Here is a 25476-nt window from a genome sequence, read left to right as displayed (position 1 = left end):
GGCCCATGACCACGTCGATGACCACATCCTGAGATGACGGCGGCAACTTCCTGTCAGGGCTTCACCTGTACGCCATGTGGCGCTCGTCACTACCAGGCGGCGGCGGAGGGGCCTGTTATACCCCCTGACTAGGGAGATCATGCGCAAGGGGTGGCAGTTTCCCGTCCCCGAACGGGTTGATGTTTTGTTGATCGACATCCGGCCGCCCCACCAGCCGTTCTACGCTTCATCGGGTGAAGCAATTGATGTCCCCCCAGACCGATTCCGTCACCGCCGAGGCCGAGGCCGTCACCGCCCTGGCCGCCGCACCCGAGGTCGCCGCCAGTCTCAGCGCGGACGCCCTCGCTCTGCCCGGCCGGCTTCCCGAAGAGCTTCGGACGGAACTGATCGCCTTCCGGCGGGACATCCACATGCACCCGGAGCTCGGCAACCGCGAGGTCCGCACCACCGCCGCGATCAAGGCGCGGCTCGAGCAGGCCGGCCTGGAGCCGCGCGTGCTGCCCTCCGGCACCGGCCTCATCTGCGACATCGGCACAGGCACCGGGACTGGGACCGGGACCGGTACCGGCGACGCCGCGGCCCTGCCCATGCTGGCGCTGCGCGCCGACATCGACGCGCTGCCCATCCCGGACACCAAGTCCGTGCCCTACCGCTCGACCGTGCCCGACCGCGCCCACGCCTGCGGCCACGATGTGCACACCACCGTCGTCCTCGGCGCCGGTCTGGTGCTGGCCGAGCTGGCCCGCGAGGGCCGGCTGCCGCGCCCCGTGCGGCTGCTGTTCCAGCCCGCGGAGGAGGTGCTGCCCGGCGGCGCGCCCGACGCGGTCGAGGCGGGTGTGCTGGACGGGGTCGGCCGGATCCTCGCGGTGCACTGCGACCCCGGGGTCGACGTGGGCCGCATCGGGCTGCGCGTCGGCGCGATCACCTCCGCCTGCGACCGCCTGGAGGTCTCCCTCGACGGCGCGGGCGGTCACACCGCGCGCCCCCATCTGACCACCGATCTGGTGACCGCCGCCGCGAAGGTGATCACTGAGGTGCCCGCGCTGCTGTCCCGCCGCGTCGACACCCGCTCCGGCCTGGCCGTTACCTGGGGCCGGGTGGAGTCGGGCCACGCCTGCAACGTCATCCCGCAGCACGCCGAGCTGTCGGGCACGGTCCGCTGCCTGGACCTCCCGGCCTGGCGGGAGGCGCCCGATCTGGTGCACGCCGCCGTCGACGAGATCGCGACCCTGCACGGCGCCAAGTCGGAGATCAACTACGTCCGCGGGGTGCCGCCCGTGGTGAACGAGGAGAGCTCGGTCGGGCTGCTGCGCCGGGCGATGGAAACGCGCCGTGGATTGTATGCGGTGGAGAGCACCGAGCAGAGCCTCGGCGGCGAGGACTTCTCCTGGTACCTGGAGCATGTGCCCGGCGCGATGGCGCGGCTGGGCGTCCGCAGGGTCGGCGACACTGTCCGGCGTGACCTGCATTGCGGCGATTTCGACGTGGATGAAGAGGCCATCGAGGTTGGCGTGGAGCTGTTCACCGCCGCGGCTTTGCTCGATTGACATGTCCCGGAGGCCCCCAGGACAAGTCAGATTCGCGACGATCCGATAACGGCTTCCGGGGGCCCCTTTATCTGCCATCTACGCGCGTTACGATGCGGCGAAACCAGCGCCGAAGGAGGCGCGCTCAAGCCGAAGGGGATCCCTCGTGCGCCGGGTATCCAGCATCGCCGTCGCGGGCATAGGCATCGCGGCCCTCGCTTTCACCACCACGGCCTGTGGTGGCAGCAGCTCGTCCGACTCCAAGAAGAAGGACAAGGGCGTCGCCATCGCCTATGACGTCGGCGGGCGTGGCGACCAGTCCTTCAATGACGCAGCGTACGCCGGCTTCGTCAAGGCCAAGAAGGAACTGGGGGTCGCCGGCGACGACATCGAGCCGTCGGAGGGCGAGTCCGACGCCGACAAGGTGCAGCGCCTGACCGAGCTGGCCCGTGAGGGGCACAACCCGGTCATCGCCGTCGGGTTCGTCTACGCCCCGGCGGTGAAGGAGGTCGCCAAGAAGTTCCCGAAGGTCACCTTCGGCCTCGTCGACGACGACACCGTCCACGCCAAGAACGTGGTCAACATGGTGTTCAACGAGGAGCAGGCCTCCTACCTGGCGGGCGTGGCGGCCGCCCTGACCACCAAGACCAAGACCGTGGGCTTCGTCGGCGGCGTGGAGAACCCGCTGATCAAGAAGTTCGAGGCGGGCTACGTCCAGGGCGTCCAGGAGACCGACAAGTCGGTCAAGGTGAAGGTCCAGTACCTGACCCAGCCGCCGGACTACAGCGGCTTCAAGAAGCCCGACGCCGGCAAGGACACCGCCAACGGTGAGCTGGACGGTGGCGCGGACGTCATCTACCAGGCCGCGGGCGACTCGGGCAGCGGCGTCATCGAGGCCGCCGCCACGCGCGGCAAGTGGGCCATCGGCGTCGACAGCGACCAGTACACGCAGAAGGGCCTGGCCAAGTACAAGGACAAGATCCTTGCCTCGGCGACCAAGGGCGTCGCCGACGCCGTCTTCAACCTGGTCAAGTCCGTCAAGGACGGCAAGCCGGAGTCCGGCACCGTGCGCTACGGCCTCAAGACGGGCGGCGTCGGCCTGGCCGACTCCAACCCCGCCTACCAGAAGATGACCAAGGTCGTCGAGGCGGTCGAGGCCGCGAAGAAGAAGATCATCAGCGGCGAGATCAAGGTCAAGACGACGCCGTAAGGCGGCATTCGATCTGCTGAGCAGATGTTGAGCGGGGCCTGGGGAGGGAGCTTTGGGCACACCACCTCAGGTCCCGCTCGCTGTGCGGCGGCCCGTTGCGGCCCCGTGATTCCACCAGGTACCGCCGAGACTCCTTCTTCGAGGAGAGTGCGCCATCAACGCGTCCAGCAGTCCGCCCGCCGTAGAACTCAGCGGGATCACCAAACGTTTCCCCGGCGTCGTCGCCAACCACGACATCCACATCGCCGTCCGCAAGGGCACCGTGCACGCGATCGTCGGTGAGAACGGCGCGGGCAAGTCCACCCTGATGAAGACCCTCTACGGCATGCACAAGCCGGACGAGGGGACCATCGCGGTCGATGGCGAAGAGGTCTCCTTCCACAGCCCCGCCGACGCCATCGCCCGCGGCCTGGGCATGGTGCACCAGCACTTCATGCTCGCCGACAACCTCACCGTCCTCGAGAACGTGGTGCTCGGCGCCGAGAAGCTGTACGGCATCGGCTCCAAGGCCCGTGCGAAGATCAAGGAGATCTCGGACGCGTACGCCCTCGGGGTGCGCCCCGACGTCCTCGTCGAGGACCTGGGCGTCGCCGACCGCCAGCGCGTGGAGATCCTGAAGGTCCTCTACCGGGGCGCGCGGACGCTGATCCTGGACGAGCCGACCGCCGTGCTGGTCCCGCAGGAGGTCGACGCGCTCTTCGACAACCTCCGCGAGCTCAAGGCCGAGGGACTCACCGTCATCTTCATCTCGCACAAGCTGGGCGAGGTGCTCTCCGTCGCGGACGACATCACCGTCATCCGGCGCGGCACCACGGTCGGCTCCGTCGTCCCCTCCGAGGTCACCGCCCGGCAGCTCGCCGAGCTGATGGTCGGCAGCGAACTGCCCTCGCCCGAGACGCGCGAGTCCACCGTCACGGATGTGCCGATGCTCCAGGTCGAAGGGGTGACCCTGACCGCGCAGGACGCCGAGCACGGCGCCCGCACCGTGCTGGACGACATCACCTTCACCATCCGCAAGGGCGAGGTGCTGGGCCTGGCCGGGGTCGAGGGCAACGGCCAGACCGAGCTGATCGAGGCCCTGGTCGGCATCCGCAGGACCGACAGCGGCACCATCCTCCTCGGCGACGAAACCATCACCGACTGGCCCACCCGCCGCCGCCGCGAGGGCGGCGTCGGCTACATCCCCGAGGACCGGCACCGCCACGGCCTGCTGCTCGACGCGCCGCTGTGGGAGAACCGCATCCTCGGGCATGTCACCGAGCGCCCCAACAGCAAGGGCAAGGGCTTCTGGCTCGACCTCAAGGGCGCGCGGACGGACACCGAGCGGATCGTGGCCGAGTACGACGTGCGCACCCCCGGCATCGAGGTCACCGCGGCCTCGCTGTCCGGCGGCAACCAGCAGAAGCTCATCGTGGGGCGGGAGATGAGCCACCGTCCGCGGCTGCTCATCGCCGCGCATCCCACCCGCGGCGTGGACGTCGGCGCGCAGGCGCAGATCTGGGACCAGATCCGCGAGGCGCGCCGGGAGGGCCTGGCCGTACTGCTGATCTCCGCGGACCTGGACGAGCTGATCGGCCTGTCCGACACCCTGCGGGTCATCTACCGCGGCCGGCTGGTCGCGGACGCGGACCCGGCGACCATCACCCCCGAGGAGTTGGGCTCGGCCATGACCGGCGCGGCCACGGGCCATCTGGAGCACCCCGCCGAGGAGGGGGCGGCGCGATGACGAAGACCAACGAGGAGAAGCCGACGAGCGGCAGCCCCGCCAACTCCGCCGAGTCCGCCAAGCCCGCCGAGTCCGCCAAGTCCGGCGGTTCCGGCGGTTCCGCGGGCAAGAGGTTCAGCCGTGACCGGCTGCTGCTGGCCGCGGCCGGCCCGGTGCTGGCCCTGGTGGTGGCGGTGCTGCTGACCTCCGGGGTGCTGCTCATCTCGGGCAAGAGCCCGTTCGAGCCGTACCAGCTGATGCTGGACTACGCGTCCAACGCCGATATCCAGGTGCTCATCGTCAACCAGGCGAGCTCCTACTATCTGGCGGCCCTCGCGGTGGCGGTCGGCTTCCGGATGAATCTGTTCAACATCGGCGTGGACGGCCAGTACCGGCTCGCGGCGATGGCCGCGGCCCTGGTCGGCGCCAATGTCGATCTCCCCGGCCCGCTGAGCATCGCGCTGATCGTGATCGTCGCCATGCTGGTGGGCGCCTTCTGGGCGGGCATCGCGGGCATCCTCAAGACCACCCGCGGCGTGAGCGAGGTCGTCTCCACGATCATGCTCAACGCGATCGCCACCAGCCTGATCGCGTATCTCATCCTGCCCGAGCAGTTCGGTGTGCAGCCCAAGGGCAGCAACAACCTCACCACCGGCGACCTGCCCGAGTCCTCCTGGTTCCCGGGCCTCCACGTCAGCGACGTGGCCGGTGACATCTACGGCTTCGTGTTCGTCGCGATCGGCTGCGGCGTGGCGTACTGGCTGGTGCTGGGCCGCACCCGCTTCGGCTTCGACCTGCGCGCCACCGGCGCCAGCGAGAGCGCGGCGGCCGCCAGCGGCGTCGACGCCAAGCGCATGGTGCTCACCAGCATGCTGATCTCCGGCGCGGTGGCGGGCCTGGCGGGCATGCCGGTGCTGCTCGGCGACTCGCACACGTACAGCCTGAACTTCCAGACCGGCATCGGCTTCACGGGCATCACCATCGCCCTCCTCGGCCGCAACAACCCGGTCGGGATCGCCTTCGGCGCGCTGCTCATCGCGTTCCTCGACAAGGCGTCCCAGACGCTGGACTACAACGGCTACGAGAAGGAGATCGCCACGATCATGCAGGGCCTGATCGTGATCTCCGTGGTCGTCTCCTACGAAACCGTTCGCCGGTACGGCCTGCGCCGCCAGCAGCGGAGGGTCGGCGAGGAACTCGCCGCCGCGGCCCGCACGACGACGACCCGTGAGGAGGTGCCGGCGTGAGCACCACCCCCGTGTTGGACAAGCCGCAGTCGCGGAAGCCGGTGCGCCGGAAGCTGTCCCTGCCCGTGATCCTGCTGATCGTCGCGGGCGCCCTGGTCCTGACCTCGGTGGTCCGGATGATCACCGGCGCCGACGACATCACCTCGGTGGGCCAGGTCGCGGGCGCGCTGGAGCTGGCCATCCCGATCGGGCTGGCCGGGCTCGGCGGCCTGTGGGCCGAGCGGGCGGGCGTGGTCAACATCGGCCTCGAGGGCATGATGATCCTCGGCACCTGGCTGGGCGCCTGGGCCGGGTATCAGTGGGGGCCGTGGACCGGCGTGCTGTTCGGCATCGTCGGCGGTGCGCTCGGCGGGCTGCTGCACGCCATCATCACGGTGACGTTCGGCGTCAACCACATCGTGTCCGGTGTGGCGATCAACATCCTCGCCGTCGGCGCCACCCGCTATCTCTCCAACTTCACCTTCCTGGAGAGCTCGGGGTCCGCCCGCAAGTCGCCGCCCATCGACCCGATCACCCAGATCACCGTGCCAGGGCTGTCGGACGCGATGAAGACCCTCAACGGCAAACACTGGTTCCTCGTCTCCGATGTCGCGGGGTTCATCGGCGGTGTGGTGACGGAGCTGTCGCTGCTGACCGTCGTGGCGCTGCTGCTGGTGCCGCTCACCTGGTGGGCGCTGTGGCGCACCTCGTTCGGCCTGCGGCTGCGGTCCTGCGGCGAGAACCCGGTGGCGGCGGAGTCCCTGGGCGTCAATGTCTACCGGTACAAGTACCTGGCCGTGATCATCTCCGGCGGGTTCGCCGGGCTCGGCGGCGTCTTCCTGGCCGAGGTGGCCTCCAACATCTACCAGGAGGGCCAGACCGGAAACCGCGGCTACATCGGCCTGGCCGCGATGATCTTCGGTAACTGGATGCCCGGCGGTCTCGCCATGGGCGCGGGCCTGTTCGGCTACACCGACAGCCTCAACCTGCGCTCCGGCGGCACCAATGTGCACGCGCTGCTGCTGCTCCTGGTGATCGTGCTGGTGCTGGTCGTCCTGTGGCAGCTGTACCGGAAGAAGTACCTGGCAGCGGCCATCGGCGCGGCGTCCTCGGCGGTGCTGCTGGTCTGGTATTCGCTGACCGATGAGGTGCCGAGCCAGTTTGTGACCGCGGCGCCGTACATCGCCACGCTGCTGGTGCTGGCGCTGTCCGCCCAGCGGCTGCGCGCACCCAAGGCGGTGGGGCTCCCCTACCACAAGGGAGGCGGATGATGACCACGGCGGCGACCCCGACCGCGAACGCGCCGGTCGACTGGGAAGCGCTGCGCGCGCAGGCCCGGGGCGTCATGTCCCGGGCCTACGCCCCGTACTCCCGCTATCCCGTGGGCGCCGCCGCGCTCGTCGACGACGGCCGCACGGTGACCGGCTGCAATGTGGAGAACGCGGCGTACGGTGTCGCGCTCTGTGCCGAATGCGGCCTGATCTCCGCGCTGTTCGCCTCCGGCGGGGGCCGGCTGACCGCGTTCACCTGCTGTGACCACGCCGGCGCGGTGCTGATGCCCTGCGGCCGCTGCCGCCAGCTGCTGTGGGAACACGGCGGCCCGGAGCTCCAGGTGGACACCGCCTCGGGCATCCGCCCGCTCGCCGAGCTCCTTCCGGACGCGTTCGGTCGCAACGACCTGGAACGCTGAGCGAGCTCTCCCCGCTCTCCCCGATGAAAGGCCCGCACCCCACCATGGACGCCATCACCGTCATCCGCGCCAAACGCGACGGCGGCCGTCTCACCGACGCCCAGATCGACTGGATCATCGACGCCTATACGCGCGGTGAGGTCGCCCACGAGCAGATGTCCGCGCTCGCGATGGCGATCTACCTCAACGGCATGGACCGCGCGGAGATCGCCCGCTGGACCGCCGCGATGATCGCGTCCGGCGAGCGTATGGACTTCTCGTCCCTTGCGCGCCCGACCGCCGACAAGCACTCCACCGGCGGCGTGGGCGACAAGATCACGCTGCCGCTGGCCCCGCTGGTGGCCGCCTGCGGCGCGGCCGTACCGCAGCTGTCCGGGCGCGGCCTCGGCCACACCGGCGGCACGCTCGACAAGCTGGAGTCCATCCCCGGCTGGCGGGCGCAGCTCTCCAATGAGGAAATGCTGCGGGTGCTCGAGGACGTCGGCTCCGTCATCTGCGCGGCGGGGGAGGGGCTGGCCCCCGCGGACCGGAAGCTGTACGCGCTGCGCGATGTGACCGGGACGGTGGAGTCGATCCCGCTCATCGCGAGCAGCATCATGTCGAAGAAGATCGCCGAGGGCACCGGCTCGCTGGTGCTGGATGTGAAGGTCGGCTCCGGCGCCTTCATGAAGGACCTGGCCTCGGCGCGGGAGCTGGCCGCCACCATGGTGGGCCTGGGCACCGACCACGGGGTCCGTACGGTCGCCCTGCTCACCGGCATGGCCACCCCGCTCGGCCGCACCGCGGGCAACGCGCTTGAGGTCCGCGAGTCCGTGGAGGTCCTGGCGGGCGGCGGCCCGGCCGACGTGGTCGAGCTCACCCTCGCCCTCGCCCGGGAGATGCTGGACGCGGCGGGGCTGCCGGACGCCGACCCGGCCAAGGCGCTCGCGGACGGCTCCGCGATGGACCACTGGCGCCGCATGATCGCCGCGCAGGGCGGCGACCCGGACGCGCCGCTGCCGGTCGCCCGCGAACGGCATGTCGTGACGGCCGAGTCGACCGGCGTGCTGACCGGCCTGGACGCCTACGCGGTCGGCGTCGCCGCCTGGCGGCTTGGCGCGGGCCGGGCCCGCAAGGAGGACCCGGTGCAGGCCGGGGCCGGCGTGGAGATCCACGTCAAGCCGGGTGACGCGGTACGGGCGGGCGAGCCGCTGCTGACGCTGCACACGGACACGCCGGAGAAGTTCGACTACGCGCTCGAGGCGCTGGCGGGGGCGGTGGGCTACGCCCCGCCGGGTACGGAGTTCACGCCCGAGCCGATCGTCCTGGACCGCATCGCGCGGTAAACAGAGACGGATGGGCGAAGGGGCCGCTCCGCCGGGACAGTGGCGGAGCGGCCCCTTCGGGCTCTGTGGTTGTTCTGCGGTGTCGGTTGTTACGCCTGCGCGGCCAGTCGGCGCAGGCCCTGGGTGGTCTCGTTGGACGATGTGCGCTCGGGCTGCCGCGTCGAGCGTGCCACGATCTCCGCGCGCCGCTCGGCCAGCGCCTTGCGGGTCGCGTAGAGCGTGATGGCCGCCGCGCCGCCCACGGCCACCAGGCCGAGCACGACCGTGCCGGTCCAGCCGGACGCGTGGAAGGCGAGCGCACCGAGGGTGCCGCCCACGCTGCTGCCGATGTAGTACGCGGTCTGGTAGAGCGCCGAGGCCTGGGCGCGCCCGGTCTTGGCGGCCCGGCTGACCGAGGAGGAGGCCACGGCGTGCCCCGCGAAGAAGCCCGCGGTGATCAGCACCAGGCCCAGCAGCACCGCGGCGAGCGAGTCGCCGAGGCTCAGCAGCAGCCCGGCCGTCGTGGTGGTGACCGCCACGTACAGCGCGCCGCGTCGGCCCAGCCGGCCGACCAGCTTTCCGGCCGCCGCGGAGGAGGCCGTACCGACCAGGTAGATCAGGAAGATCGAACCGACCAGGGACTGCGAGAGGTTGAAGGGCTCGGCGACCAGGCGGTAGCCGATGACCGTGTAGACGCCGCCGAAGACGGTCATGAACAGCGCGCCGATCGCGTACAGCCTGCGCAGCAGCGGATCGGACAGGTGCCCGCCGACCGTACGGGCCAGGGCGCGCGGGCTGACCGCGGCCGGGGTGAAGTGGCGCGCCTTGGGGAGCAGCAGCCGGAAGGCGATCGCGCAGACCAGCGACAGGACGCCGACCGTGGCCAGCGACACGCGCCAGCCCCAGCCGTCCGCGACCCAGCCGGTGAGCAGCCGGCCGGTCATGCCGCCGAAGCTGTTGCCCGCCACGAACAGCCCGATGGTGCCGATGAGGGAGGCGGGGCGGACCTCCTCCGAGAGGTAGGCCATCGCGGAGGCGGGGATGCCGGCGATCGCGGCGCCCTGGACGGCGCGCAGTGCGATCAGCCAGCCCAGGTCCGGGGCGAAGGGCACCGCGAGCCCGACCGCGACGGCGACGGCGAGCGAGCCGGTCATCATCGCGCGGCGGCCGAAGCGCTCGGACAGGGCGCTGAGCGGGAGCACCGCCAGGGCCAGCGCGAGGGTGGCGGCGGAGACGGTCCAGCTCGCCTGGTCCGGCTGGACATGGAGGTCGGCGGAGATCGCGGGGAGCAGTGCCTGGGTGGAGAAGAGAAGGGCGAACGTCGCGAGACCGGCGGCGAAGAGAGCGAGCCTCATCCGGCCGAAGCCGGGGTCTCCGGGGCTCATTCGGTCCGGGTTCGCCCGAGTAGCGGTCGTGTTGGCGCAGGCGTCCATCGGGGTTCCGGTGGACGCCTCGGTATCAGCAGGAGACATGACTCGACCGTATGTGCCCCTCTTTGATGCGTCCAATGCACGGAATTGCCATAATCGATGCTGTGCCGCATCAGCCGAGGTCAGCGAGATCACTGTCACGCGCCAGCAACGAAAAAGACATTCCCGTGACAGCCGAGTTCGAGGCCGACTCCTGGGCCGCGTCCCTCACCCCCCGCCTCGTGCAGTTCGCGGCGGTGGCCCGGCACGAGCACGTCACCCGCGCCGCGCAGTGGCTCGGCGTGCCCCAGTCGACCCTCAGCCGGGCGATGGTACGTCTCGAAGAGGACCTGGGCGTCGCGCTGTTCGCCCGCCGCGGCCGCACCGTCGCGCTCACCCCCGCCGGCCGTACGTTCCTGCGCGCCGTGGAACGGGCGCTGGCCGAGGTCGAGCGCGCCGCCGAGTCCGTACGCGCCGACGCCGACCCGGCCTCCGGAAAGATCGCCTTCGGGTTTCTGCACACCCTCGGCCCGGAGACGGTACCCGGTCTGATCCGGGCCTTCCGGGTCGACCACCCGCGCGTGCGCTTCCAACTCGTCCAGAACTACGGCGAGGCGATGATCGAGCGGATGCGCACGGGCGACCTGGACCTCTGCCTCACCTCGCCCATCCCCGACGCCCCCGACCTGGTCGCGCGCCGCCTCGACGAGCAGCGGCTGCGCCTGGTGGTCCCCGACGACCACTGGCTCGCCGGCCGTAAGCGGGTCAGGCTCGCCGAGGCCGCCGCGGAGCTCTTCGTCACCCTCGAACCGGGCTACGGGCTGCGGCGCATCACCGACGCGCTGTGCGCCGAGGCGGGCTTCAAGCCGAAGATCGCCTTCGAGGGGGAGGAGGCCGAGACGCTGCGCGGCCTGGTGGCCGCGGGGTTCGGCGTGGCGCTGCTGCCGCCCCCTGCGGTGCCGCGCCCCGGCGTCGCGGAGCTGACGGTGACGGCCCCGCGGGCGGTCCGCGAGATCGGCGTCGCCTGGCTCGACGGCCACCCGGACACCGCCCCGGTCGCGGCCTTCAAACGCTTCCTGCTGAGCCGCCGCGGGCAGCTGCTGCCCAGGTGACGACGCGGAGTGCGGCTCAGCGCGGCAGCGAGGAGCCGAACCCCGCCGCCAGCGGCATGCGCAGCCCCAGCGGCGGCGGGGCCGCGAGCGCGTCCGCGACCGGGCGCGAGTAGCCGTGGGTGAACAGGGAGCCGAGCAGGAAGTCGGCGGTCAGCGCCTGCACTTCGGAGCGGTGGTGGTGCAGGCCGTGCCCGTCCGTGTGGACCTCGAAGCGGCACACGTCCCGGTTGGCCTTCTTGGCCCGCTCCGCGAGCCGGTACGACAGCTCGGGGTCGGTCCGCTGGTCGTTCGTCCCGTGGGCGATGAGCACCTGCCGACCGACGAGCTGTTTCACCGGTTCGGGATCGAGCCCGGACTCGGGTTCGGGCAGCCAGGGGGCCAGCGCCACCACCGAGACGACGGCCTCGTGTCCGGCGGCCCGCAGCGCGGCGCGGGCGCCCAGGCCGTGGCCGACGAGGCACACCGGCACATCGCCGTAGCGCCGCACCACCTCGTCCACCGCCCACGCGGCGTCCGCGGCGGGATGGGCCGCCTCGCCGTTCCATCCGCGATGGCGGTAGTGGACGACATGGGCGGTCAGCCCCTCGGCGCGGCCCGCCCGGACCAGCCGCCGGGCCAGGGGGAGCACCGACGCCACCGACAGCCGGGACGGCCGCCCGGTGCCGGTCTCCGGCCCGCCGGGGAGCAGCAACACCACACCGTGCACGGTCTTTTCGGCGGCGGCCGCGCCTCTCGGCCGCCCCAGCCGGGCGCCCCGCTCGGGCAACGCTTGCTGAGCCATGGCGACACGATCGCAGAAGGAGCGGTGTACTCCACCACTCGTGCGGGTCACTGTTGCATATCTATCGAGGGCTGTCTACGCGCGTAGGTGTATGGTGCGCAGATGACGAGCGAGTACAACGACCGCCCCACCCCCGAGCAGATCCGCCGTGCCCCGAAGGTGTTGCTCCACGATCACCTGGACGGCGGGCTGCGCCCCGCCACCGTCGTCGAACTCGCCCGCGACGCGGGCTATGACGCGCTGCCGGAGACCGATCCGGACGGGCTGGGCCGCTGGTTCCGGGAGGCCGCCGACTCCGGTTCGCTCGAGCGCTACCTGGAGACCTTCGCGCACACCTGCGCCGTCATGCAGTCCCGCGACGCGCTGTTCCGCGTCGCCGCCGAGTGCGCCGAGGACCTGGCCGCGGACGGGGTCGTCTACGCCGAGGTGCGCTACGCCCCCGAGCAGCACCTGACCCGGGGGCTGACGCTGGAGCAGGTGGTCGAGGCGGTCAACGAGGGGTTCCGCGAGGGGGAGCGGCGGGCCGGGGAGAAGGGCCACCGGATCCGCGTCGGCGCCCTGCTCACCGCGATGCGCCACGCCGCCCGCGCGCTGGAGATCGCCGAACTCGCCAACGCCTACCGCGACCGCGGCGTCGTCGGCTTCGACATCGCGGGCGCCGAGGCGGGCTTCCCGCCCACCCGCCACCTCGACGCCTTCGAGTATCTGAAGCGGGAGAACAACCACTTCACGATCCACGCGGGCGAAGCCTTCGGGCTGCCCTCCATCTGGCAGGCGCTCCAGTGGTGCGGCGCGGACCGGCTCGGCCACGGCGTCCGCATCATCGACGACATCCAGGTCGCCGACGACGGGAGCGTGACCCTCGGCCGGCTCGCCTCGTACGTCCGGGACAAGCGCATCCCGCTGGAGCTGTGCCCGACCTCGAACCTCCAGACGGGCGCGGCCCGCTCGTACGCCGAGCACCCCATCGGGCTGCTGCGCCGGCTGCAATTCCGGGCGACCGTTAATACGGATAATCGTCTGATGGGCGGAACGAGCATGAGTGCGGAATTCGAGCACCTCGTTTCGACGTTCCACTACACGCTCGACGACATGCAATGGTTTACGGTCAATGCAATGAAATCCGCCTTCATTCCTTTTGGTGAACGTCTGGCGATGATCAATGACGTGATCAAGCCCGGATATGCCGAATTGAAGTCCGAGTGGCTGTTCCGTCAGATGGCCTCGGCATCACCAGTGACCAGGGGATCTGGCCTCGGCGGCAGGTAATCGTACGGGCCGGGATAAACGGCCGGTAAGGCGGGCGGCGGAGGCTTTTTCGGGTTTGCGGGCAGCGGAAAACAATCGCTACGTTGCCGTACCGGTCAAGCCCCCGTCTCAAGGACAGATTTCTGATGAAGCAGGGAACCATCAAGACCCTCGGCGCCATTGCCCTCGGTGCGGTCGCCGTCATTGCCGGAGGCGGCACCGCGGCCGCGGCGGGCAACGCCCCGGTCGGCCCCGCGGCCCCCGGCGGGGCAGCCGGGCAGACGAAGGCGGTCGCCGGGCAGGGACCGGCGTCGCCGGGACAGGCGCCGCAGGCGGCCCCGCAGGCGGCCCCGCGGCCGGGCCAGCCCGGCCCCAACAAGGGCCTGCTGGGCGGCCTCCCCCTCCAGGGCCTGAGTGCCGGCGGTCTGGCGGGCGGCCTGCTGGGCTGACCCGCGCACTGTCGGGCACTGGGGCCCGCACACCCGGACCGGGCGTGCGGGCCCCGGCGTGTGCGCAAGTACTGCTACGGGGCGATCCCGACGCCGGCGATGGTCGAGGCCACGGCCTGGACGCCCTCCTCGCGCTCCCCTTCCCGGCCCTGGCGCCGGGGGTGTGCGGCCTGCTTCCGGTCCGCCCGCCGGCGCAGCCATGCCCGTACCGGGGGGACCACCGCGAGATGCGCGAGCGCGACGCCCGCCGTGTTGAGCAGCACCGTGTCGACGTTCATGATCTGGCCGGTCAGCTCGCTGTGCACGAGCGCGATCGTCAGGGAGAGCATGGCGCCGGCGAAGACCGTCCGGACGAACGAGGCGAGCGGGTAGACCGTCACCCGGCCCCCCGCCAGCGGCAGCAGCACCCCCAGCGGCGCGAGCAGCAGCAGCGCGCCGCCGATGCTGCGGGTGGCCTCCCAGGGGCCGAGCGCCAGATCGGCGCGGATGGTGGCCAGCGGTTCCAGGGACACGGCGGTCACCCAGGGCGCGGTGAGCGGGCGCAGGGTCAGCCAGCCCACGTACGAGAGGTGTGCGACCAGAAGCACGAAGCCCGCGGCGCGGAAGCGGAAGGCGGCCCTGCGGCGGCCGGAACCATGACCCTGCACGCTTCTTAAGGACGCCTCTTGCGGGGGTCCCGGTTCCGCAGGAGGCGCGCTGGTGAGAAACGGGTTACCGGTGAGTCGGCCGAGAGCCCGGACAAGCGGGATCAGGAGACGAGCACTCCGGAATTCACCGCGATCTCGGGGTGCCGGCGCATTTCCTCCGTGCACTCGTACCGCTTGAGCGGATCCCGTTCGGCGTCCGGGCCGCCGAGCACCACCCGGTGTGCGGAATCCGCCGCCGAGGTCTCCGCAAGGGTGCAGACGATCTGCGCGAGCGCGTAGGACTGGAGCTCCTCCGGCAGCCGGTTCAGCCGCAGCGCGTCGTCCGGGTCGCCCTTGGCCGGGCCGGAGATCTTTACCCAGTCCTCCACCGCGGTGGAGAACCCCGCCCCCTCCTCGGCCGCCGTCGGCGGCTCCCGCAACTGCTCCAGCAGCGCCTGGGCGATCTCCAGCGGCTTCGGGGGTGTCTTCTCGTCCGTCAGCTGTGTGGTGCGGCTCACGGAGAGGATCCGCGAGGTGCACAGCAGATAGATCCGCACGGAGACCCAGCCCTCCCCCTCGGCCGACCGCCCCGGCTCGGGCGCCTGGCACGACGCGCGCGACGGGGCGGGGCCCGCGTCCACCGGCACCGACGTACCGCGGATGCCGCATCCCGCGGTCAGCAGCGCCATCGCCCCGAGCAGGGCGCCCGCCGCCCGCCGCCTCATCGCTTACCCCCCTCGTCCGGGCCGTCCTGACCATCGGTGTTGTCCTGGCCACTGTCCTGGTCCGGCTCGTTGAGCCGTGACGCGTCCATGGGCAGGCGCAGCGTGAAGACGGCGCCGCCGTCGGGGAAGTTGTCCGCGGTGATCTCGCCGCCGTGGATATGGGCGTTCTCCAGCGCGATGGACAGGCCGAGGCCGCTGCCCTCCGACCGGGGCCGGGAGGCGCTGGCCTTGTAGAAGCGGTCGAAGACATGCGGCAGCACATCCTCGGGGATGCCCGGGCCGTGGTCCCGGACCTGGATCAGCAGCTCGTCGTCCACGGGCCGCACCGAGACCCGGACCGGTGAGCCGCCGTGCTTGAGCGCGTTTCCGATCAGGTTGGCGAGGATGACGTCCAGCCGCCGCGGGTCGAGCCGGGCCACGATGCCGCGCTCCGCGTCCAGCTCGACCGCGTCCAGCCAGGCGCGGGCGTCGATGCACGCCGTCACCTGGTCCGCGACATCGACATCGTCGAGGACCAGCCGTGCCGTGCCCGCGTCGAAGCGGGTCACCTCCATCAGGTTCTCCACCAGGTCGTTCAGCCGCCGCGTCTCGCTCACCACCAGCTGCACCGCCGGGGCGATCATCGGGTCGAGCGCGTCGGTCTCCTCCTCCAGCACCTCGGTCACCGCCGTGATCGCGGTGAGCGGGGTGCGCAGTTCGTGAGACATGTCCGCGACGAAGCGGCGGCTGGCCGCCTCCCGCGCGCTCAGCTCCTCCACCCGCTTCTCCAGCCGCTCCGCGGCCCGGTTGAACGTACGGGAGAGATTGGCGAGCTCATCGGTGCCGGAGACCTCGAGGCGGGTGTCCAGGTGCCCCTCGCCCAGCCGGTGCGCGGCCTCCCCGAGCCGCTGCACCGGCCGCAGCACCGTGGCCGCGGCGGCCTGCGCGAGCAGCGCGGAGCCGATCAGCGCCAGGGCGGTGGCGATGCCCAGGGACCAGGCCAGGGAGTTGAGGTCCTGGCGCTCGGTCTCCAGGGACTTGAGCATGTAGCCGGTCGGCCCGCCGCCGTTCACCCGCGCGCCGGCGACCAGATACGGGGTGCCCTTCACCGTGATCCGCTGCCAGTAGAGGTGGTACGGGGAGGTATTGGAGCCCGCGACGGCGCGTTTCCTGTCCACCGCGCTCCGCAGCGCCTCCGGCACGGTCTTCAGCGTGAACAGTTCGTCCGCGGAGGCCGCGGGGCACGGGCCGCCGCCCTCGGTCGGGGCGACCAGCACCACCTCGTACTTCTGGGTGTTGTCCGCCATCCGAGCCGCCGCGTCCTGCAATTCGGGACAGGTCGGCACGGAGGGCAGCGGGTCGGTGGCCTCCTTCAGAGACTTGCGGAAGTCGTCGAGCGCGGCGTCCTGGGTGCGCGTGAGCACCGCGTCGCGGTTCAGCCAGTACGCGATCGCCGACGCGGACACCGCGGCCGCCAGCGCCACCAGACCGAACACCAGCATCAGCCGCAGCCTCAGACTGAGCCAGTGCAGGAACCACGCGGCCCAGCCGCGGGCCCGGCCGGGCTTCTCGCTCACTGCGGCGCGTCCAGCCGGTATCCGACGCCGCGCACCGTACGGATCAGCGTCGGGGACGACGGCACGTCCTCCACCTTCGCGCGCAGTCGCTGTACGCACGCGTCCACCAGCCGGGAGTCACCGAGATAGTCGTGCTCCCACACCAGCCGCAGCAGCTGCTGCCGCGACAGCGCCTGCCCGGGTCTGCGGCTCAGCTCCAGCAGCAGCCGCAGCTCAGTGGGGGTGAGCTGGAGGTCCTCGCCGTTCTTGGTCACGGTCATGGCCGCACGGTCGATGACCAGGCTGCCGAACGACGCCGAGTCATTGGCCTCCCGCTCGCCGCGGCGCAGCACCGCGCGGATACGGGCGTCGAGCACCCGCCCCTGCACGGGCTTGACCACATAGTCGTCCGCACCCGACTCCAGCCCGACCACGACGTCGATGTCATCGCTCCGCGCGGTCAGCAGGATGATCGGCAGCTGGTCGGTGCGCCGGATGCGGCGGCACACCTCGAAGCCGTCGATGCCGGGCAGCATCACATCCAGCACGATCAGATCCGGCCGCTGCTCACGCAGCAGTTTCAGGCCGTCCTCGCCGGTCGCCGCCGTCGCCACGCGGTGGCCCTGGCGGGACAGGGAGAGTTCGAGGGCCGTGCGGATGGCGTCGTCGTCCTCGATCAGCAGAAGGAAAGGCACGTTGGTCATTCTGGCCTACAAGGGGCCTGTAGTTCGACCGTCAGGCGGCCAGGAGGTTCATTCACCCCCTACCCCTGTGACGAGCCTGTGACAGTCGGCAGACAGGGCCATGAAACTGGCCCGGCAATCTTTTGGGCACCGGGAGGAACGACGGCCCGGGAAGCGAGAACCGAGCAAGCTCTGCCGACGGGGGGCGCGAGATGAACACACTGCACTTCAACAACGCCAGCGCAGTCATTCGCACGCGCCTCCACGACGCCGGCCGGAGCAACGAGAAGTCCGGTGCCGTGAGCGGGCGGGGGTGCGCTCGCGGCACCGGGCGTCAGCGGCCTCCTTACATGGTGGCTATTGACGCGTACACGGGGGACAACGGGGGACGCGGGGGGAACGGGGGAAGCTCGTACAGGGAGGAATCGGGGGAGCGGCGCGATGCGTCGGAGGCGGAGTTCACCGCCTACGTCCAGGAACGCCGCGCCTCCCTGTACGCCACCGCCTACCACCTGACCGGCGACCGGTTCGAGGCCGAGGACCTGCTCCAGAGCGCGCTGTTCTCGACCTACCGGGCCTGGGACCGGATCAGTGACAAGGCAGCGGTCGGCGGCTATCTCCGCCGCACCATGACCAATCTGCACATCAGCGCCTGGCGTCGGCGCAAGCTCAACGAGTACCCGACGGAGGAGCTGCCGGAGACGGTGGGCGACCACGACGCGATGCGCGGCACCGAGCTGCGCGCCGTGCTGTGGCAGGCCCTGGCCCGGCTGCCCGAGCTCCAGCGCACGATGCTGGTGCTGCGCTACTACGAGGGTCGGACAGACCCGGAGATCGCGGACATACTCAACATCAGTGTCGGAACGGTCAAAAGCAGCATCTGGCGCTCGCTGCGCCGGCTGCGTGAGGACGAGTGCCTCAGCTTCGGCCGGGACGAGGAGGAGTCCTTCGGGGAGCTTGTCGCCTGAGGGATGAGGGTGGGGGACACGGGGGAACCGCGGGGGGACCACGGGGGCCGGCGTTCGGGGGAGCGCCGGTAGCACGGGGGAAACGGGGGAAGTACGGGGGATCACGGGGGATCACGGGGGAAACGAGCGGGTCCGGACGGCCGGGGGGTCTGTCCGGGCCCGCTTTCCGCTGTCCGACTGTCGGGGGTTCGGCTGCCTCAGGCGGACTGAGGCGCGGCGCCGCTCGGCGCCGCCTCCGCGGCCCTCGTGCCGGGGCGGGCCCGGCCGGCGGCCGCGGCGGCCGCGATCCGGCCCATGGCCCCGTCCTTCCCGCACGGGTAGGCCCCCAGCGCCGCCTGCCGCGCCACGATCCCGCGCTCCGAGCGCATCAGCCGCCAGCCCCGCCGCAGCAGATAGGGCACCGACTTGCGCCCCTCCCGCAGATCGCGCACCAGGCGGCGGCGGAAGGTGGTGGAGGGGCGGCCGCGCAGGCAGAGGGCGTCGGCGAGGACGCCGAGCGCGCGGCAGCGCTCGATGATGTCGGCGGCGAAGATCCCCTCGGCGACGAACAGCGGGGTGCGGCCGATGCCCAGCGGCTCGGCGCCGACGATGGCGCTGGTGGCGATGTCGTACACCGGCACCGTCGTACGGGACGTACGGCACAGCTCCTCGATCGCCGCGACCGCCGCGTCCGCGTCCCATGACAGAGGTGAGTCCCAGTCGGCGCCCGCCCCGCCCGGGAGCTGTGGCAGCGAGGGGTCGTCGCCCTCCTTGTAGAAGTCGTCCAGATTGAGCACGGGCAGCCCGGTGCGGACCGCCAGGGACGACTTTCCGGAGCCGGAGGGCCCGGACAGCAGGACGACGCGGGCGGTTATGGGAGGAACGGTCACGGGACACCAGTGTGAGGCATGGCGCCGCCGGGGGGACCCCTCAGGTCGTGTGGTGTTCCCCCGGCGGTCGCGCGGCGTTCCCCCGGGCGCGCTACACGCCCATCGGGTGCCACACCGTCTTCGTCTCCAGGAAGGACAGCAGCCGGGCCGTGCCCGGGTCGGCCGACCAGTCCACAGGCTGTGGACGGACGACGCGCTTGAGGTTGTCCGCGGCCGCCTCCTCCAGCGCGCGGGCCAACTCCGCGTCCGCTCCCGCGAGGTCGATCGCGTTGACGTCCTGGTGGGCGGCGAGCGGGGTGGCGATCTCGGCGGTGCGGCCGGAGAGGACGTTGACCACGCCGCCCGGGAGGTCGGAGGTGGCCAGGACCTCGCCGAGGGAGAGCGCCGGGAGCGGGGCCCGCTCGCTCGCCACGACCACGGCCGTGTTGCCGGTGACGATCGCCGGGGCGATCACGGAGACCAGCCCGAGGAACGACGACTCCTGCGGCGCCAGCACGGCCACCACACCGGTCGGCTCGGGCGTGGAGAGGTTGAAGTACGGGCCCGCGACCGGGTTGGCGGCCCCGGCGATCTGGGCGACCTTGTCGGACCAGCCCGCGTACCAGACCCAGCGGTCGACCGCAGCGTCCACGACGGCGGCGGCCTTGGACTTGCCGAGCCCCTCCGCGTCGGCGACCTCCCGCGCGAACTGCTCGCGGCGGCCCTCCAGCATCTCGGCGACGCGGTAGAGGATCTGGCCGCGGTTGTAGGCCGTGGCCCCCGACCAGCCGCCGAACGCCTTGCGGGCGGCGACGACCGCGTCGCGGGCGTCCTTGCGGGAGGAGAGCGGCGCGTTGGCGAGCCACCTGTTCCTAGGGTCGGTCACCTCGTACACCCGCCCGCTCTCGGACCGGGGGAACTTGCCCCCGACGAACAGCTTGTAGGTCTTGAGAACGCCCAGGCGCTCGTCGTGCTTATCGGACTTCTCAGACATCGAGGTACGCCTCCAGGCCGTGGCGGCCGCCCTCGCGGCCGTAACCGGACTCCTTGTAGCCGCCGAACGGAGAGGCCGGGTCGAACTTGTTGAAGGTGTTGGACCACACCACGCCCGCGCGGAGCTTGCTCGCCATCCACAGGATGCGCGAGCCCTTCTCGGTCCAGATCCCGGCGGACAGGCCGTACGGGGTGTTGTTCGCCTTCGCGACCGCCTCCTCCGGGGTGCGGAAGGTCAGGACGGAGAGCACCGGGCCGAAGATCTCCTCGCGCGCGATGCGGTGGGCCTGGGTGACGCCGGTGAACAGGGTGGGCGCGAACCAGTAGCCGGAGGAGGGCAGGGCGCACTCCGGGGCCCAGCGCTCGGCGCCCTCCGCCTCGCCCGCGTCCGCGAGGGTACGGATCCGGGCCAGCTGCTCGGCCGAGTTGATCGCGCCGATGTCGGTGTTCTTGTCCAGCGGGTCGCCGACCCGGAGCGTGCGCATCCGGCGCTTGAGCGCGTCCAGCAGCTCGTCCTGGATGGACTCCTGGACGAGGAGGCGGGAGCCCGCGCAGCAGACGTGGCCCTGGTTGAAGAAGATGCCGCCCACGATGCCCTCGACGGCCTGGTCGATCGGCGCGTCGTCGAAGACGATGTTGGCCGCCTTGCCGCCCAGTTCGAGGGTGACCTTCTTGTCCGTACCGGCGACGCCGCGGGCGATCGCCTTGCCGACCTCGGTGGAGCCGGTGAACGCGACCTTGTCGATGCCGGGGTGGGCCACCAGCTCGGCGCCCGTGGAGCCGTCGCCGGTGATGATGTTGACGACGCCCTTGGGGAGCCCGGCCTGGCGGCAGACGTCCGCGAAGAAGAGGGCGGACAGGGGGGTGGTCTCGGCGGGCTTGAGGACGACCGTGTTGCCCGCGGCGAGGGCGGGGGCGATCTTCCACGCGAGCATCAGGAGCGGGAAGTTCCAGGGGATGATCTGGCCCGCGACGCCCAGCGGCTTCGGGTTCGGCCCGTAGCCCGCGTAGTCGAGCTTGTCGGCCCAGCCCGCGTAGTAGAAGAAGTGCGCGGCGACCAGGGGAAGGTCGACATCGCGCGACTCGCGGATCGGCTTGCCGTTGTCCAGCGACTCCAGGACCGCGAGCTCGCGCGAGCGCTCCTGGACGATGCGGGCGATGCGGAAGAGGTACTTGGCGCGCTCGGCGCCGGACAGCGCGGACCACTTCCCGAAGGCCTTGCGGGCCGCCTTGACCGCGCGGTCCACGTCCTCGGCGCCCGCCTGGGCGACCTCGGACAGGGTCTCCTCGGTGGCGGGGGAGACAGTCTTGAAGGCCTTGCCGTCGGCGGCCTCGGCGAACTCGCCGTCGATGAACAGCCCGTACGACGGGGCGATCTCGACGACGGAGCGGGACTCCGGTGCGGGCGCGTACTCGAATGCGTTCGTCATGGCTGGGTTCGTCATGGCAGCTTCAGTCCACCGTCACATAGTCGGGACCGGAGTACCGTCCGGTGCTCAGCTTCTGGCGCTGCATCAGCAGGTCGTTGAGGAGGCTGGAGGCGCCGAAGCGGAACCAGTCGGCCGTCAGCCAGTCCGCGCCCACCGTCTCATTGACCAGCACCAGGTATTTGATGGCGTCCTTGGAGGTGCGGATGCCGCCCGCGGGCTTCACCCCGACCTGCACCCCGGTGGTGTCGCGGAAGTCGCGGACCGCCTCCAGCATGAGGAGGGTGACGGGCGGCGTCGCGTTGACCGCCACCTTGCCGGTGGAGGTCTTGATGAAGTCGGCGCCCGCGAGCATCGCCAGCCAGGAGGCGCGGCGCACATTGTCGTACGTCTGGAGCTCACCGGTCTCGAAGATGACCTTGAGGTGGGCGGCGGTGCCGCTGCCGTCCTCGCGTCGGCACGCCTCCTTGACCTGCCGGATCTCCTCGAAGACCTGGAGGTAGCGCCCGGACAGGAACGCGCCGCGGTCGATCACCATGTCGATCTCGTCGGCCCCGGCGGCCACGGCCTCCCGGGTGTCGGCGAGCTTGACGGCGAGCGCCGCCCGGCCGGAGGGGAAGGCGGTCGCGACGGAGGCCACATGGACCTCGGGCCCGCCCGCCTCGGCCAGGGCCTGCTTGGCGGTGGCCACCATGTCGGAGTAGACGCAGATCGCCGCGACCTTGGGGACGGTGCGGTCGGTCGGGTCGGGGCTGACCCCCTTGGCGCACAGCGCCCGGACCTTGCCCGGGGTGTCCGCGCCCTCCAGGGTCGTCAGGTCGATCATGGAGATGGCCAGGTCGATGGCGTACGCCTTCGCCGTGGTCTTGATCGAGCGGGTGCCGAGCGCGGCGGCACGGGCCTGGAGGCCGACCGCGTCGACGCCCGGCAGGCCGTGCAGAAAGCGGCGCAGCGCGCCGTCGGTGGCGGTCACGTCCGCCATCGACGCCAGTCGCTCGGCCGCTTCCGCGCCGTATGCGGGAACTGTGGTGGGCATGGTCACCAGGGGAGCATATCTACGCGCGTAGCCGAATGTCACCCCCGGATGCCGAACCGCCTGGTACGGAGGGCGGAGTCCTGCCGGAGTACTAGTTCGATCTGCCGACGCGGACCGGGACCCGGGTCGCATCCCGGCTCCGTCCCATCCCGCTAGCCTCGGCCATCGAAGCAGCTCACACGTGTCGCTCGGGACGAGCACGGCTGCCCCCGAAACCGCGCCCCCTCCGCATGCTTCGAGGAGAACGATGCCCGACAGCGGCCACACCTACCTCTGCGCGCTCGACGTGCTGGAGGAGAACGTCCCCCGGCGCTTCGAGGTGGAGGGCGTTCCCGTCACCCTCGTCCTCACCGGGCAGCAGGTCTTCGCCATCCACGACATGTGCTCGCACAGCGCCGTCTCGCTCTCCGAAGGCGAGGTGGACGGCTTCAGCATCGAATGCTGGCTGCACGCCTCCAGGTTCGACCTGCGCACCGGCAGGCCCCTCGATCCCCCGGCGACACGCCCCGTCCCCGTCTATCCGGTTCGCATCGACGACGGGAGCGTGTACGTACGCCTGACGGGAGAGGGCTGATGGACGCACCGGACGGCGCCGCGGTCGGCGCCGTCGGCGCCGAGCGTTCCGACGCCGCCCGCAACCGCGCCCTCCTGCTGGAGGCCGCCCGTCGCCTGGTCGCCGAGCGCGGCGCCGAGCACGTGACGATGGAGGCGGTCGCGAAGGGGGCCGGCGTGGGAAAGGGCACCCTCTTCCGCCGTTTCGGTGACCGGGACGGCCTCCTGGCCGCCCTCCTCGACGAGGCCGAGGCCGGCTTCCGTGAGGTGTGCACCTCCGGTCCCCCGCCCCTCGGCCCCGGCGCACCGGCGGCGGACCGGCTGACGGCGTTCGGCTGGGCCCTGATCGACCGCATCGCCGATGGCACGGACCTGGGCGCCGCCTTGGCGCGGCAACTTCGCCCCCGGAACCGCAACGCCTCCGATACGGGTCGCGCGTTTCACCGCCATGTGTCGGTGCTCCTGTGGGAAGCGGGAGTCGACTGTGACCATGACGTGCTCGCCCATGCCCTGCTCGCCTTCACGGCCTTCGAGACGGCGGACTATCTGGTCCGCGAGCGCGGAGTTCCCGCCGACGACCTCCAGGCCACCTGGGCGGACCTGGTGCGCATGGTGACTCGACCGGACGGCTGTCAGGGGGGCCCGGCGCGAGGAGGGTCTTGATCGCGCCGAGGGTTCCGGGGCCCGCCCGAGGCCTGCCCGAGGCCCTGCATACAGGCCGCCGCGCCGGTGCGGCAGAATCGGCCGTATGACGAGCCCGGACGACTCCTCGCACGACTCCTCCGCCCCGCACGAGCCCGGCCAGGGGTCCACCGACCAGGGGACCGAGTACGCGGACCGCGTCTACCGCTCTCCGGGCGGCATCGCGGGCGGCGTGCTGCTGCTCGCGATCGGCGCCTGGCTGGGGATCGACGCGGTGATCCGGGGCGAGGGGCGGACGCCGTGGGTGGCGCTGGCCGGGCTGTTGTTCGCGGTGCCGCTGGTGATCGCGTTCACGGTGCGGCCCGCGGTGTACGCGGGCCGGGACCGGCTGCGGGTGCGCAACCCCTTCCGTACGATCACCCTGCCCTGGGGCTCGGTGGAGGCGGTGCGCGCGGGCTTCTCCAGCGAGGTGCTCGCGGGCGGCGCGAAGTACCAGATGTGGGCCATCCCGGTGTCGCTGCGGCAGCGCAAGCGGGCGGGCCGGCGGCAGGCGAAGGCGGCGACCGAGGACCCCTTCCGCCGTACGTCCGTCCAGGTCTCGGCGGACGCGGCCGAGGCGCAGCGCGCCACGGCCGACCGCTCCATCGACGAGCTGCGCGGCCTCGCGGAGACGAACGCCGAGCGCGAGGGCGCACAGGGCGAGCCGGAGGTGCGCTGGGCGTTCGAGGTCATCGCGCCTGCGGTGGCGGGGATCGTGCTGCTCGCGGTGGTGCTGGCGATCACCTGAGCGGCCACCTGAGCGGCTACCTGAGCGGTCTACGTGTACCCGGCCAGGCCGAGACTGCGAGGATGACCCGGGTGATCAACACTAGTGATCCTGCGGCGCGGGCCGAGGACATAGCGGAAGCCCTCTTCACCCCCTCTGGCAGCGTCGGCTCGGAGCCTGTCCCCGTCCTGGCCTACCCCGCCGGAGCGGATCGCCTCGCCCGCCGCGAGGCGCTGCGCCCGGTGTACGAGGCGATCGTGGCGCGTATCGGCGCGCCTACCCTGCTCGGCGGCGCCGTCGGAGGCCCGAGGGTGCGCTGGTGCACCCGTGAACGGATCCTTCAGCTGTCCGGAGACCACACCCACGCCGAGCTGTCGGTGCACGACGCCGACGAGTTCGAACGTGATGAATGGTGGACCTTTGACCGCACTCGCCCCGCGCGCAGCGGTCAGCCACACCGCTTCGACGCACTGCCCTACACATGGCAGCTCGACCGCAAAGGTCCCGGATTCGCTACGTCCTGGACGTACAACGGGGTGAAGGTCGCCGACGACTGGGATCATGCGGTCACGGGCCTGGAGCTCATGCTCGCCGCGTGGGTGGAGCAGTATCCCGTCCAGGCCCCGGGGGACTGGATCGCCTTCACTCTGTGGACCTCCCGCGACTGGCGCCGCGACATGATCGTGTCGTACACGCCCGCCGACCACGGGCGCGAACTGGCCGTGTGCATCCACGACCGGGGCATCGAACAGACCGAGGAACGACAAGCGAAGATGCGCGAGCGTGGCTGGCAGATCCTGGATGAGCACCAGTGGTGGCGTACCAAGCTGCCGGAAACCGACCCTGACGCGCCCCGGCTGATCGCCGAGCTCATCATCGCCGAGTGCCGTGCTCGCAAAGCCACCTGCCCGGACGAGTTGTGTGCTCACAGCATCAGCGCGGGCGACAACGGCGAGCTGTGGCTCACCGGCCTGGGCCTACCGACCCGCCCCTCGCGCGGCGAGCACTATTGAGC

At 71.3% G+C, this 25476-nt stretch carries 25 protein-coding genes; 15 read left to right on the top strand and 10 right to left on the bottom strand.

Annotation, left to right across the window (positions count from 1 at the left end; all coding sequences use genetic code 11):
* Nucleotides 1–245 precede the first annotated feature (245 nt).
* The 7 genes from ACH4S9_RS29765 (at nt 246) to ACH4S9_RS29735 (ending at nt 8682) form a co-directional block, all read left to right on the top strand.
* On the top strand, nt 246–1547 hold the full coding sequence (locus tag ACH4S9_RS29765) for an amidohydrolase (protein ID WP_398374882.1): 1302 nt from the start codon (nt 246–248) through the stop codon (nt 1545–1547).
* A 145-nt stretch (nt 1548–1692) separates the two neighbouring features.
* Nucleotides 1693–2736: a BMP family protein gene (locus ACH4S9_RS29760; protein ID WP_385340932.1), complete on the top strand. Its 1044-nt coding sequence runs from the start codon at nt 1693–1695 to the stop codon at nt 2734–2736.
* Between the two features lie 154 nt (nt 2737–2890).
* Nucleotides 2891–4462 (top strand): ABC transporter ATP-binding protein, encoded by a 1572-nt coding sequence (locus ACH4S9_RS29755; protein WP_361184199.1) that lies wholly within the window; start codon nt 2891–2893, stop codon nt 4460–4462.
* Nucleotides 4459–5688: an ABC transporter permease gene (locus tag ACH4S9_RS29750; protein ID WP_361183863.1), complete on the top strand. Its 1230-nt coding sequence runs from the start codon at nt 4459–4461 to the stop codon at nt 5686–5688. The genes ACH4S9_RS29755 and ACH4S9_RS29750 overlap by 4 nt, the downstream gene beginning before the upstream one ends.
* Entirely contained in the window at nt 5685–6938 is a 1254-nt protein-coding gene (locus ACH4S9_RS29745; protein ID WP_398374557.1) for an ABC transporter permease, read from the top strand. Before ACH4S9_RS29750 ends, ACH4S9_RS29745 begins: the two co-directional genes overlap by 4 nt.
* Nucleotides 6938–7357 carry a cytidine deaminase gene (locus ACH4S9_RS29740; RefSeq protein ID WP_311724221.1) on the top strand — a complete coding sequence of 140 codons (420 nt, stop codon included), beginning with the start codon at nt 6938–6940 and terminating at the stop codon, nt 7355–7357. Before ACH4S9_RS29745 ends, ACH4S9_RS29740 begins: the two co-directional genes overlap by 1 nt.
* A 44-nt stretch (nt 7358–7401) precedes the next feature.
* The gene (locus ACH4S9_RS29735) at nt 7402–8682 is read left to right on the top strand and encodes a thymidine phosphorylase (RefSeq protein WP_361184196.1); all 1281 of its coding nucleotides are present in this window, start codon (nt 7402–7404) and stop codon (nt 8680–8682) included.
* Between the two features lie 89 nt (nt 8683–8771).
* On the opposite strand, the gene ACH4S9_RS29730 is transcribed toward ACH4S9_RS29735, so the two are convergent.
* A complete protein-coding gene (locus ACH4S9_RS29730) occupies nt 8772–10094 on the bottom strand; it encodes an MFS transporter (protein WP_398374880.1) in 1323 nt (440 codons plus the stop codon).
* Between the two features lie 74 nt (nt 10095–10168).
* On the opposite strand from ACH4S9_RS29730, the gene ACH4S9_RS29725 reads away from it, so the two are divergent.
* Entirely contained in the window at nt 10169–11182 is a 1014-nt protein-coding gene (locus tag ACH4S9_RS29725; RefSeq protein WP_311724220.1) for a LysR family transcriptional regulator, read from the top strand.
* Nucleotides 11183–11198: 16 nt separating this feature from the next.
* On the opposite strand, the gene ACH4S9_RS29720 is transcribed toward ACH4S9_RS29725, so the two are convergent.
* On the bottom strand, nt 11199–11963 hold the full coding sequence (locus ACH4S9_RS29720; protein ID WP_361183857.1) for an alpha/beta hydrolase: 765 nt from the start codon (nt 11961–11963) through the stop codon (nt 11199–11201).
* Nucleotides 11964–12065: 102 nt separating this feature from the next.
* Here ACH4S9_RS29720 and ACH4S9_RS29715 point away from each other — a divergent pair, with 102 nt between their 5' ends.
* Together ACH4S9_RS29715 and ACH4S9_RS29710 are read left to right on the top strand one after the other, a co-directional pair.
* On the top strand, nt 12066–13232 hold the full coding sequence (locus tag ACH4S9_RS29715; RefSeq protein ID WP_311724218.1) for an adenosine deaminase: 1167 nt from the start codon (nt 12066–12068) through the stop codon (nt 13230–13232).
* Between the two features lie 125 nt (nt 13233–13357).
* Nucleotides 13358–13660, top strand: a complete 303-nt coding sequence (locus ACH4S9_RS29710; RefSeq protein WP_311724217.1) for an ATP-binding protein — start codon at nt 13358–13360, stop codon at nt 13658–13660.
* Nucleotides 13661–13734: 74 nt separating this feature from the next.
* On the opposite strand, the gene ACH4S9_RS29705 is transcribed toward ACH4S9_RS29710, so the two are convergent.
* The 4 genes from ACH4S9_RS29705 to afsQ1 all read right to left on the bottom strand — a co-directional run bounded on the left by ACH4S9_RS29705 (nt 13735) and on the right by afsQ1 (nt 17241).
* Nucleotides 13735–14307, bottom strand: a complete 573-nt coding sequence (locus ACH4S9_RS29705; RefSeq protein WP_311724216.1) for a VanZ family protein — start codon at nt 14305–14307, stop codon at nt 13735–13737.
* 101 nt (nt 14308–14408) lie between these two features.
* Nucleotides 14409–15011, bottom strand: a complete 603-nt coding sequence (locus tag ACH4S9_RS29700) for a hypothetical protein (protein WP_398374554.1) — start codon at nt 15009–15011, stop codon at nt 14409–14411.
* Nucleotides 15008–16492: a HAMP domain-containing sensor histidine kinase gene (locus tag ACH4S9_RS29695; protein WP_311724618.1), complete on the bottom strand. Its 1485-nt coding sequence runs from the start codon at nt 16490–16492 to the stop codon at nt 15008–15010. Before ACH4S9_RS29695 ends, ACH4S9_RS29700 begins: the two co-directional genes overlap by 4 nt.
* 71 nt (nt 16493–16563) lie before the next feature.
* On the bottom strand, nt 16564–17241 hold the full coding sequence (afsQ1, locus tag ACH4S9_RS29690) for a two-component system response regulator AfsQ1 (RefSeq protein WP_311724214.1): 678 nt from the start codon (nt 17239–17241) through the stop codon (nt 16564–16566).
* A gap of 200 nt (nt 17242–17441) precedes the next feature.
* Between afsQ1 and ACH4S9_RS29685 the strand changes: the two genes are divergently transcribed.
* Nucleotides 17442–18197: a SigE family RNA polymerase sigma factor gene (locus tag ACH4S9_RS29685; RefSeq protein ID WP_311724213.1), complete on the top strand. Its 756-nt coding sequence runs from the start codon at nt 17442–17444 to the stop codon at nt 18195–18197.
* Between the two features lie 197 nt (nt 18198–18394).
* Here the strand turns inward: ACH4S9_RS29685 and ACH4S9_RS29680 are convergent, their stop codons facing one another.
* From ACH4S9_RS29680 to deoC, 4 genes are all read right to left on the bottom strand, one after another.
* The gene (locus ACH4S9_RS29680; protein ID WP_311724212.1) at nt 18395–19066 is read right to left on the bottom strand and encodes an ATP-binding protein; all 672 of its coding nucleotides are present in this window, start codon (nt 19064–19066) and stop codon (nt 18395–18397) included.
* A 91-nt stretch (nt 19067–19157) separates the two neighbouring features.
* Entirely contained in the window at nt 19158–20039 is an 882-nt protein-coding gene (locus ACH4S9_RS29675) for an aldehyde dehydrogenase family protein (RefSeq protein WP_398374552.1), read from the bottom strand.
* Entirely contained in the window at nt 20032–21468 is a 1437-nt protein-coding gene (locus ACH4S9_RS29670; protein ID WP_398374551.1) for an aldehyde dehydrogenase family protein, read from the bottom strand. Before ACH4S9_RS29670 ends, ACH4S9_RS29675 begins: the two co-directional genes overlap by 8 nt.
* Before the next feature lie 22 nt (nt 21469–21490).
* Nucleotides 21491–22501: a deoxyribose-phosphate aldolase gene (gene deoC / locus ACH4S9_RS29665; RefSeq protein WP_361183835.1), complete on the bottom strand. Its 1011-nt coding sequence runs from the start codon at nt 22499–22501 to the stop codon at nt 21491–21493.
* A gap of 247 nt (nt 22502–22748) precedes the next feature.
* Here deoC and ACH4S9_RS29660 point away from each other — a divergent pair, with 247 nt between their 5' ends.
* From ACH4S9_RS29660 to ACH4S9_RS29645, 4 genes are all read left to right on the top strand, one after another.
* Nucleotides 22749–23075 (top strand): non-heme iron oxygenase ferredoxin subunit, encoded by a 327-nt coding sequence (locus ACH4S9_RS29660; RefSeq protein ID WP_358848406.1) that lies wholly within the window; start codon nt 22749–22751, stop codon nt 23073–23075.
* The gene (locus ACH4S9_RS29655) at nt 23075–23716 is read left to right on the top strand and encodes a TetR/AcrR family transcriptional regulator (protein WP_398374549.1); all 642 of its coding nucleotides are present in this window, start codon (nt 23075–23077) and stop codon (nt 23714–23716) included. Before ACH4S9_RS29660 ends, ACH4S9_RS29655 begins: the two co-directional genes overlap by 1 nt.
* A gap of 85 nt (nt 23717–23801) precedes the next feature.
* Nucleotides 23802–24482: a PH domain-containing protein gene (locus ACH4S9_RS29650; RefSeq protein WP_398374547.1), complete on the top strand. Its 681-nt coding sequence runs from the start codon at nt 23802–23804 to the stop codon at nt 24480–24482.
* Nucleotides 24483–24544: 62 nt separating this feature from the next.
* Nucleotides 24545–25474 carry a hypothetical protein gene (locus ACH4S9_RS29645; RefSeq protein WP_398374545.1) on the top strand — a complete coding sequence of 310 codons (930 nt, stop codon included), beginning with the start codon at nt 24545–24547 and terminating at the stop codon, nt 25472–25474.
* Nucleotides 25475–25476 lie beyond the last annotated feature (2 nt).

Source organism: Streptomyces sp. NPDC021225, assembly GCF_044332865.1.
Classification (GTDB): Bacteria; Actinomycetota; Actinomycetes; order Streptomycetales; family Streptomycetaceae; genus Streptomyces.
The sequence above is the reverse complement of the archived record's forward strand: the minus strand, read 5'-3'. Positions and strand labels throughout refer to the sequence as shown.

Excerpts from the sequence above, each read along its gene's own strand:
- ACH4S9_RS29765 (WP_398374882.1), top strand. The coding sequence starts at position 246 with ATGTCCCCCCAGACCGATTCCGTCACCGCCGAGGCCGAGGCCGTCACC.
- ACH4S9_RS29750 (WP_361183863.1), top strand. The coding sequence starts at position 4,459 with ATGACGAAGACCAACGAGGAGAAGCCGACGAGCGGCAGCCCCGCCAAC.
- ACH4S9_RS29740 (WP_311724221.1), top strand. The coding sequence starts at position 6,938 with ATGACCACGGCGGCGACCCCGACCGCGAACGCGCCGGTCGACTGGGAA.
- ACH4S9_RS29735 (WP_361184196.1), top strand. The coding sequence starts at position 7,402 with ATGGACGCCATCACCGTCATCCGCGCCAAACGCGACGGCGGCCGTCTC.
- ACH4S9_RS29730 (WP_398374880.1), bottom strand. The coding sequence starts at position 10,094 with ATGGACGCCTGCGCCAACACGACCGCTACTCGGGCGAACCCGGACCGA.
- ACH4S9_RS29725 (WP_311724220.1), top strand. The coding sequence starts at position 10,169 with ATGCACGGAATTGCCATAATCGATGCTGTGCCGCATCAGCCGAGGTCA.
- ACH4S9_RS29720 (WP_361183857.1), bottom strand. The coding sequence starts at position 11,963 with ATGGCTCAGCAAGCGTTGCCCGAGCGGGGCGCCCGGCTGGGGCGGCCG.
- ACH4S9_RS29715 (WP_311724218.1), top strand. The coding sequence starts at position 12,066 with ATGACGAGCGAGTACAACGACCGCCCCACCCCCGAGCAGATCCGCCGT.
- ACH4S9_RS29710 (WP_311724217.1), top strand. The coding sequence starts at position 13,358 with ATGAAGCAGGGAACCATCAAGACCCTCGGCGCCATTGCCCTCGGTGCG.
- ACH4S9_RS29700 (WP_398374554.1), bottom strand. The coding sequence starts at position 15,011 with ATGAGGCGGCGGGCGGCGGGCGCCCTGCTCGGGGCGATGGCGCTGCTG.
- ACH4S9_RS29695 (WP_311724618.1), bottom strand. The coding sequence starts at position 16,492 with ATGCTGGTGTTCGGTCTGGTGGCGCTGGCGGCCGCGGTGTCCGCGTCG.
- ACH4S9_RS29685 (WP_311724213.1), top strand. The coding sequence starts at position 17,442 with ATGAACACACTGCACTTCAACAACGCCAGCGCAGTCATTCGCACGCGC.
- ACH4S9_RS29675 (WP_398374552.1), bottom strand. The coding sequence starts at position 20,039 with ATGTCTGAGAAGTCCGATAAGCACGACGAGCGCCTGGGCGTTCTCAAG.
- ACH4S9_RS29670 (WP_398374551.1), bottom strand. The coding sequence starts at position 21,468 with ATGACGAACGCATTCGAGTACGCGCCCGCACCGGAGTCCCGCTCCGTC.
- deoC (WP_361183835.1), bottom strand. The coding sequence starts at position 22,501 with ATGCCCACCACAGTTCCCGCATACGGCGCGGAAGCGGCCGAGCGACTG.
- ACH4S9_RS29660 (WP_358848406.1), top strand. The coding sequence starts at position 22,749 with ATGCCCGACAGCGGCCACACCTACCTCTGCGCGCTCGACGTGCTGGAG.
- ACH4S9_RS29655 (WP_398374549.1), top strand. The coding sequence starts at position 23,075 with ATGGACGCACCGGACGGCGCCGCGGTCGGCGCCGTCGGCGCCGAGCGT.
- ACH4S9_RS29650 (WP_398374547.1), top strand. The coding sequence starts at position 23,802 with ATGACGAGCCCGGACGACTCCTCGCACGACTCCTCCGCCCCGCACGAG.
- ACH4S9_RS29645 (WP_398374545.1), top strand. The coding sequence starts at position 24,545 with ATGACCCGGGTGATCAACACTAGTGATCCTGCGGCGCGGGCCGAGGAC.